Here is a 5,598-nt window from a genome sequence, read left to right as displayed (position 1 = left end):
GCGACTGGCCGGTGCCGAAGCTCTCCGCGCGCTTTATCTTCTCGATCAGGGCCGGCGGGATGACGGCGCCGGTCTTGTTGTGGCGGGCATAGTTGGCCAGCACGCGCGGCTCCAGCGCCCAATGCTCGTTGAACTGCGACGGAAACTCCACGAAGTCGCGCGCCGTGTTGGTGCCCGAGATGGTCGGATAGACCTGATCCGCGAACAGGCCGTGCAGCGCGTGGCCGAATTCGTGGAACATCGTATTGACGTCGTCCCAGGTGACGAGCGCGGGCTGGCCCGCGGCCGGCTTCTGGAAATTGCCGACATTGTAGATGACCGGCTTGGTGCCGAGCAGCTTCGACTGGCCGACGAAGTTCGACATCCACGCGCCGCCATTCTTGTTGTCGCGCTTGAAATAGTCGAAATACATCAGGCCCAGCTCGGACCCGTCCTGTTCGTAGACGGTATAGACCATCACGTCGGGCTGATAGACCGGGATGTCGGTGCGGCGTTTGAAGGTCAGCCCGTACAGCTGCTTGGCGGCGAAGAAGACGCCGTCCTCCAGCACACGCTTCAGTTCGAAATACGGCTTCAGCTCGTTCTGGTCGAGGTCGTACTTGGCCTTGCGGACCTGCTCGGAATAGCGCGTCCAGTCCCACGGCGCGAGCGTGAAGCTTTCACCGCCCTTGGCGATCACCGCCTGGATCTCGGCGGCCTCCTCCTTCTGGCGCGCGGCCAGCGGCGGGACCAGCTGGCCCATGAAGCGCTTCGCCGCCTCGGGGTTCTCGGCCATCTGGTCGGCCAGCTTGTAATGCGCCCAGGTCGGGAAGCCGAGCAGCTTGGCCTTCTGCGCGCGCAGCCAGGCGATCTGTTGCAGCGTCGCGCGGGTGTCGTTGGCGTCGCCCTTCTCCGCGCGGCTCCAGCTCTGCTTGAACAGCGCCTCGCGCGTCGCGCGGACGCTCAGGTTCTGGAGCAAGGGCTGCTGCGTCGTGTTCTGCAGCGGCAGCACATATTTGCCGGCGAGCCCGCGATCGGCCGCATCCTTCGCCGCCGCCGCGACTTCCGCCTCGCTCAGGCCGGCGAGTGCGGCCTTGTCGTCGACCACCAGCGCGCCCGCCTTGGCGGCGGCCAGCAGCTTCTGCTGGTAGGCGGTTTCCAGCGTGGCCAGTTCGGTGTTGAACGCGCGCAGCTTCGCCTTGTCGGCGTCGTTCAGATTGGCGCCCGCCTGCACGAAGTCGCTGTAGATCACCTTCAGCAGCTGCGCCTGTTCGGGGGTAAGCTTCAGCGACGCCGCCTTGTCGTGCAGCGTCTTCACCCGCTGGAACAGGGCCGCGTTGAGCCGGATTGCGTCGGAATGCTGGGTCAGCTTCGGCGCGACCGCGGTCTGCACCGCGTCCAGCGTCGGGTTCGTGTTGGCGGCGACCACGCCGTAAAAGGCGGATGTCGCGCGGTCGAGCAGCCGCCCCGATTTCTCCATCGCCACGATCGTGTTGTCGAAGGTGGGCGCGGCGCGACTGTTGGCGATGCGCGTGATCTCCGCCAGCTGCTCCGCCATCCCCTGCTCGATCGCGGGCTGGTAGTCGCTGTCCTTGATCTGGTCGAAGCGCGGCGCCTGGAACGGCAGCGTGCTGGGTGTGAGGAGCGGGTTGGCGGCAAGCACGGGGGTGGCGAGCGCGATCAGCGCCATTGCGACCGCGGAGGCGAGCGGCCGGGAAGTGGAAAGCATGAAAGCGGAGTCCTTCGTCCGAAGCATTGGCGGAATGCCATGATGCCCCAAGGGTGGAACGCGCGCGCGGCTTTGCCAAGCCCCTTGCGTCGCCCGGTGCATCGGCGCTCTATCGCGCGACCAACAAGGGGTTTTCGATGCTGCGACTGACTCTTGCCGTCCTCCTCGCCACGGCCGCTCTGCCCGCGCTCGCCGCCGACGCGACCGGCCCTTCGCGCCTGTTCACCGGCGCGGACCTGTTCGACCTCGAACAGGCGAGCGATCCGCAGATCAGCCCCGATGGCGCCTGGGTCGCCTATGTCCGCCGGTCGGGCGACGTCATGAGCGATCGGATGCGCTCGACCATCTGGCTGGTCGATACGAAGACGGGCGCGCAACGCCCGCTCGCCGCCGGCCCCGGTTCGCACAGCAGCCCGCGCTGGTCGCCCGACGGCGCCCGCTTGGCCTTCGTGTCCGCCGCCGAGGGCCAGTCGCCGCAGCTCCACGTCCGCTGGATCGCCAATGGCGAAACCGCGCGCATCACCGGCCTGCCCGACAGCCCCGGCGCGATCGCCTGGGCCCCAGACGGCCGCCAGATCGCCTACACGATGCGCGTCCCCGGCGATCCTGTCACGCTCGGCAAGGCGCCGCCCAAGCCCGAGGGCGCGAAATGGGCCGAGCCGCTGCGGGTGATCGACCGTGTCACCTATCGCGCCGATGGCGCCGGCTATCTCCAGCCCGGCAGCGAGCATCTGTTCGTCGTCGCGGCCGATGGCGGCGCGCCGCGCCAGATCACCTTCGGCCGCCAGGACGATGCCGGCCCGCTGTCCTGGTCGAAGGATGGGCGCACGATCCTCTTCACCTCGAACCGCCGCGCCGACTGGGAACGCGAGCCCAACGATGTCGATATCTATGCCGTCGATGTCGCGAGCGGCGGCCTAACCCAGATCACGAAGCGCTACGGCCCCGATTTCGCGCCCGCTTTGTCACCCGACGGCAGCCGGATCGCCTTCCTCGGCAGCGACGACAAGTATCGCAGCTTCACGCACAACCAGCTCTACGTCATGAACCGTGACGGCTCGGGCGTCCGCCCGCTCACCCCCACGCTCGACCGCGACGTCGAGACGGCGTCATGGTCGAAGGACGGCCGCACGCTGTTCATCTCCTATGACGACCATGCGAAGAAGAAGGTCGCCCGCGTCACGCTCGACGGCCGGCTGACCGTGCTGACCGATGCGCTCACCGGCGGCCAGCTCGACCGCCCCTACACCGGCGGCAGCTACAGCGTATCGGACGGCGGCAGGATCGCCTTCACCGGCAACGGCCCGTCGCGCCCGGCCGACATCTATGTCGACGGCCGCCCGCTCACCCACCTCAACGAAACGACGCTCGCTTACAAGGCGCTCGGCCGCGTCCAGCCGCTTGCGGTCACGTCGAAGGACGGGCGCCCGGTTGAAAGCTGGCTGGTCCTGCCCCCCGATTACCGGCCGGGCACGCGCGTGCCGCTGATCCTGGAGATCCACGGCGGGCCGCACTCCGCTTACGGGGCCAGCTTCTCGACCGACTACCAGCTCTATGCCGCCGCCGGCTATGCCGTGCTCTACACGAACCCGCGCGGCAGCACCTCCTATGGCGACGATTTCGCCAACCTGATCGACAAGAAATATCCGGGCGAGGATTATGACGACCTGATGGCGGCGGTCGATGCCGCGATCGCCACGGGGGTCGCCGATCCCGGCAATCTGTTCGTCACCGGTGGTTCGGGCGGCGGCGTGCTGACGAGCTGGATCGTCGGCAAGACCGACCGCTTCAAGGCGGCGGCGACGCAGAAGCCCGTCATCAACTGGATCAGCGAGGCGCTGACCATGGACGGCACCGGCTTCACCTCGCGCTACTGGTTCGCCAAGCAGCCGTGGGAAGACCCGATGAGCTACTGGAGCCGCTCGCCGCTCAGCCTGGTCGGCAACGTCAAGACGCCGACGCTGGTCGTGGTGGGCGCGGAGGATTACCGCACGCCCGTCAGCGAGTCCGAGCAATATTATGCCGCGCTCCAGATCCGGGGCGTGCCGACCGCGATGGTGATGGTGCCGGGCGCCAGCCACGGCGGCATCGCGGCCCGCCCCTCGCAGGCGGCGGCCAAGGCAGCGGCGATCCTCGCCTGGTTCGACCGTTACCGGACGGGGGCGCGGCCGCCGCAGGAATAAGGCAGCCACCTAAACACGCCCTGGGTCGATCAACATCCAGTGAGGTACCGCGAACACCGTTCGTGCTGAGCTTGTCGAAGCACCGTTCTTCGCGCCAGTGCGAAGGCAAGGACCGCACTTCGACAAGCTCAGTGCGAACGGGAAGACTGAATGCCGATCGGGTCGAGGATGTACCTTACGCCAGCCCTTCCGCTGCGCTAGCGACGCGCCTGGACGCGATTCCATTCGTCGGGGGAGAGGCGCACGTCGAGGTGGATCGTCTCCCCGTCGGCGGCCTGATCCAGCACTTCGCCATGCTGGTGCAGCCACGCGATCGCGCCGCCCTCGCCCGCCGGCAGCGCGATGCTGTGGACGCGCGCGCCGGCCAGCAGGCGTTCGGCAACGCCCCGGCGGAGGTCGTCGACACCCTCCCCGGTCAATGCGGACACCGCGATCACGTCGTCGGCGCGCTCCGCCTCGGCCAGCACGCGGGCGTGCGCCTCGGGATACAGCGCGTCGAGCTTGTTCCACACCTCGATGATCGGCGCGCTCTCGCCCGCCTCGCCGTCGATGCCGATCTCCTCCAGCACCGCGAGCACGTCGGCGCGCTGCGCCTCGCTGTCGGGATGCGCGATGTCGCGGACGTGCAGGATCAGGTCCGCCGCCGTCACTTCCTCCAGCGTCGCGCGGAACGCCGCGACCAGCTGCGTCGGCAGGTCGGATACGAACCCGACCGTGTCGGACAGGATCACCTTGTCGAGCCCGGGCAGCGACACCTGCCGCATGGTCGGGTCGAGCGTCGCGAACAGCAGGTCTTCCGCCATCACGCCCGCGCCGGTCAGGCGGTTGAACAGGGTCGATTTGCCCGCATTGGTATAGCCGACCAGCGCCACCACCGGCCACGGCGCGCGCTCGCGCCGCGCGCGGTGCAGCCCGCGCGTCTTGCGCACCTGCTCCAGCTCACGGCGGATCTTCGCCATGCGGTCGCGGATCATCCGCCGGTCGGCCTCGATCTGGGTCTCGCCCGGACCGCCAAGGAAGCCGAAGCCGCCGCGCTGCCGCTCGAGGTGGGTCCAGCTCCGCACCAGCCGGCCAGCCTGATAGTCGAGATGCGCGAGTTCGACCTGCAACCGCCCCTCGGCGGTCGCCGCGCGCTCGCCGAAAATCTCGAGGATCAACCCCGTCCGGTCGATCACCTTGGCCTCGGTCGCCTTCTCCAGATTCTGCTGCTGGACCGGCGTCAGCGCCGCATCGACCACCACCAGCTCGGCCTCGTGCATCCGCGCCGTCAGCGCGATCTGCTCGACCTGGCCCGACCCGAACAGCGTGGCGGGCTTCGGCGCGCGCAGGCGGAAGGCCACCTTGTCGCGCACGTCGAGCCCGATCGCCGCGGCAAGCCCCGCCGCCTCCTCCAGCCGCGCGTCGCTGTCGCGCAGTCCGCTATTCAGTTCGGGCAACGCGATCACCGCGCGCGCGCCATGACGGACCTCGTCCGCCTCTTCCCTGGAAAAACCGCTCATTCCGTCCGATATGGCGCGTCGGCGACGGAATTACACCCCGTCCTGATCGTCTTCCGCGCCCTCTTCGTCATCGTTCATCAGGTTGAGCGGGCGCATCGGCTGCACGGTGGAAATGGCGTGCTTGTAGACAAGCTGGCTCATCCCGTCGCGCCGCAGCAGCATGCAGAACAGGTCATAGGCTGCGATCTAGCCCTGCAGCATCACGCCG

General features: G+C 68.3%; 3 protein-coding genes and 1 pseudogene. 1 reads left to right on the top strand and 3 read right to left on the bottom strand.

The window, feature by feature from the left end:
* Positions 1–1,708 (bottom strand): M3 family metallopeptidase (locus ACOJSF_RS01110; RefSeq protein WP_420140400.1); only part of this gene is annotated, 1,708 nt, incomplete at its 3' end.
* A 137-nt stretch (positions 1,709–1,845) separates the two neighbouring features.
* Here ACOJSF_RS01110 and ACOJSF_RS01105 point away from each other — a divergent pair.
* The gene (locus ACOJSF_RS01105) at positions 1,846–3,891 is read left to right on the top strand and encodes a prolyl oligopeptidase family serine peptidase (RefSeq protein WP_420140401.1); all 2,046 of its coding nucleotides are present in this window, start codon (positions 1,846–1,848) and stop codon (positions 3,889–3,891) included.
* Positions 3,892–4,088: 197 nt separating this feature from the next.
* Here ACOJSF_RS01105 and hflX read toward each other — a convergent pair whose 3' ends face one another.
* Positions 4,089–5,390 (bottom strand): GTPase HflX, encoded by a 1,302-nt coding sequence (gene hflX / locus ACOJSF_RS01100; RefSeq protein ID WP_420140399.1) that lies wholly within the window; start codon positions 5,388–5,390, stop codon positions 4,089–4,091.
* Between the two features lie 30 nt (positions 5,391–5,420).
* Positions 5,421–5,598: pseudogene (locus ACOJSF_RS01095) on the bottom strand (RNA chaperone Hfq); the annotation flags it as partial.

Source organism: Sphingomonas sp., assembly GCF_048594985.1.
Lineage (GTDB): Bacteria > Pseudomonadota > Alphaproteobacteria > Sphingomonadales > Sphingomonadaceae > Sphingomonas_I.
The sequence above is the reverse complement of the archived record's forward strand: the minus strand, read 5'-3'. Positions and strand labels throughout refer to the sequence as shown.

Bases quoted from the DNA above. Each gene is read 5' to 3' on its own strand.
- ACOJSF_RS01105 (WP_420140401.1), top strand. From the start codon at position 1,846: ATGCTGCGACTGACTCTTGCCGTCCTCCTCGCCACGGCCGCTCTGCCC.
- hflX (WP_420140399.1), bottom strand. From the start codon at position 5,390: ATGAGCGGTTTTTCCAGGGAAGAGGCGGACGAGGTCCGTCATGGCGCG.